2 protein-coding genes are annotated in these 1,949 nt (G+C 48.5%); both read left to right on the top strand.

Features of this window, described 5'->3' with window-relative positions; translation table 11 throughout:
• Positions 1 to 712, top strand: a 712-nt coding sequence (locus KDK14_RS10785; RefSeq protein WP_257265114.1) for a hypothetical protein, incomplete at its 5' end; no start/stop codon positions are given.
• 235 nt (positions 713 to 947) lie between these two features.
• Positions 948 to 1,937, top strand: a complete 990-nt coding sequence (locus KDK14_RS10780; protein WP_257265113.1) for a hypothetical protein — start codon at positions 948 to 950, stop codon at positions 1,935 to 1,937.
• Positions 1,938 to 1,949: the final 12 nt, after the last annotated feature.

The following is a 1,949-nucleotide window of genomic DNA, read 5'->3' as shown; positions in this document are numbered from 1 at the left end:
CTGTGGCAACCCTCTGGTTACAGAGGTTATGCATTTATTATACGAATTCAGGTTTCATAATTATTGCCGAGATAAGACCATGCACGGAATAGGAGGCACTCAGCAGCCCGTCACTCAGGTACCAATAAACGACAGTACTGTCCATAATGACAAAGGTTTTTTCGGCCAGTTCAAAGTCACCATAGCTGAAGGTGTCAAAAATATTCTCTCAAAGTCCTCATCAATCCCCGACACCAAGCTTGTAGCACGAAATATTTCCGCCCCCCCCTTTGCCCCGAACGCCCTGATCAATGGGATGGATAAAAACGGAGCCAAAGACATCAGCCAGGTTGAGCAGGCGTTGGAAAAGGCCAGTAATAACCCAAAATCCCGGAAATTATTTTCTCAAGTCAACAAGGAATTGGACAACATACAACAGTTGCAAAAACAGCTTTCAACGCTTTTTAAAATTAACGAGAATCTTCTGAGGATGCCCGGCGCAGTGAATGGCGGGCCATACAAGGCAATCAGTCAGCAGATCACTCAATGTCAAAATGACATTGACGCTGCCAAAAAAAAGTACACTACTGCCCTGGAAAAGTTCAATAAAACAGTGGACCCGCAACTGCGAATTGATGTTGACAAGTTTCAGGAGGCTATGGCGGGGAAACAAACACCTGAATCTGCCGAAGCCTTGGCCAAGTATGAAAAAATAAAAACTACGCTAAAATAGGGTTGCCAAACACCGGACACTACCCGGGAGGCTGGCAGGGTCAAATATCCAAAGTTCACAAGACAAGGCATCCGCTTGACGAGGTTTTCTTTCAGATTCAAAAAACTCGCCTATCTTCAAAAAGGCGGTATGACCCGTGACGGTATCAAGAAGCTATATATGCCTGATTCATCGGTAATGGCAATGATTTTCAGGCAATAGCTGCATTTTCCCATTGCCACAAGGGAGCAGTTTGATGTTGAACCAACTGGCAAAACTATTAGCACTTATTCTATCAAGCTCATTCATCCTGACAGCAACAGCACAAACCCCGGAGACCCGTCATACACCCCACGGACTGCGGCCTGCCCATTGTGTCCATGAAGTGCCCTCGGGGTCCAAAATCAAAGATATGGTAACCCATGCGCAGGTAACCAGGCCGGACGGTACTGTGGAGGTTCACTACAAATGTGCAGAGGCCGGGGCATTAAATATTCACACTGCCATGGACAGGCAACTTGATGCGACGTCAGGCCATATAACCGATGATGATAAAACTCCGGCGGTATTGCCCGGTCAGAAACCCGTTGAGCACTGCTTCCCATTGACGTACACCGCCTGGCTGGATCAGGAACTTGACTATTTTTCTGCCAACTACACCGTGCCCGAGCGTCCTGAGCACGTCGAGGGAGAGACCGTTTTCTGGTGGATTGGTGCAGAGGATAGTCCGACCACCTCCGTTATTCAGCCGGTGCTTGCTTTCGAAAATGGCTACTGGTTATTCACCAGCTGGAATTGCTGTCCGGCGGGTCACACCTTCCACAGCAAAGGGTTTGCGGTGGAGCCCGGCCAGAATGATCTATTCGGAATGTTAGTCCGGGTGGGGAACGATTATAACATCTTGTCCCAGGCGGGAGAGAAGCAGTCCATACTGGTCGCTGAAGACGCTCCTGCGGCGGTAGCGCCGATGTTTGCCCTGGAAACGTACAGGGCTGACTGCAACACGCTGCCCGCTTCCCCTATGGTGCTGTCCAACGTTCGAATGATCCCTTCTGCAAGGCATTTTGGCTTTGGTTCTTCCGGATTTAACCTGAGCGAGGATTGTGGCTGGAATACCATCTTTGACGGCAGTGGTCTGTATTTGCTACCACCGCACAAAGGCGGCGGAAGGCATATTGATGCTATGAATTTTTCTCAAAAGCACGGTAAGGAATTGTCTAAAAATAACTTTCCCATTTCACTCTAATTCTGGAACTAT

Origin of the sequence: Endozoicomonas sp. ONNA2, assembly GCF_024606365.1 — a bacterium.
In the GTDB taxonomy this organism is placed as follows: domain Bacteria; phylum Pseudomonadota; class Gammaproteobacteria; order Pseudomonadales; family Endozoicomonadaceae; genus Endozoicomonas.
The sequence above is the reverse complement of the archived record's forward strand: the minus strand, read 5'-3'. Positions and strand labels throughout refer to the sequence as shown.

Coding starts and splice junctions, on each gene's coding strand:
- KDK14_RS10780 (WP_257265113.1), top strand. CDS start 948: ATGTTGAACCAACTGGCAAAACTATTAGCACTTATTCTATCAAGCTCA.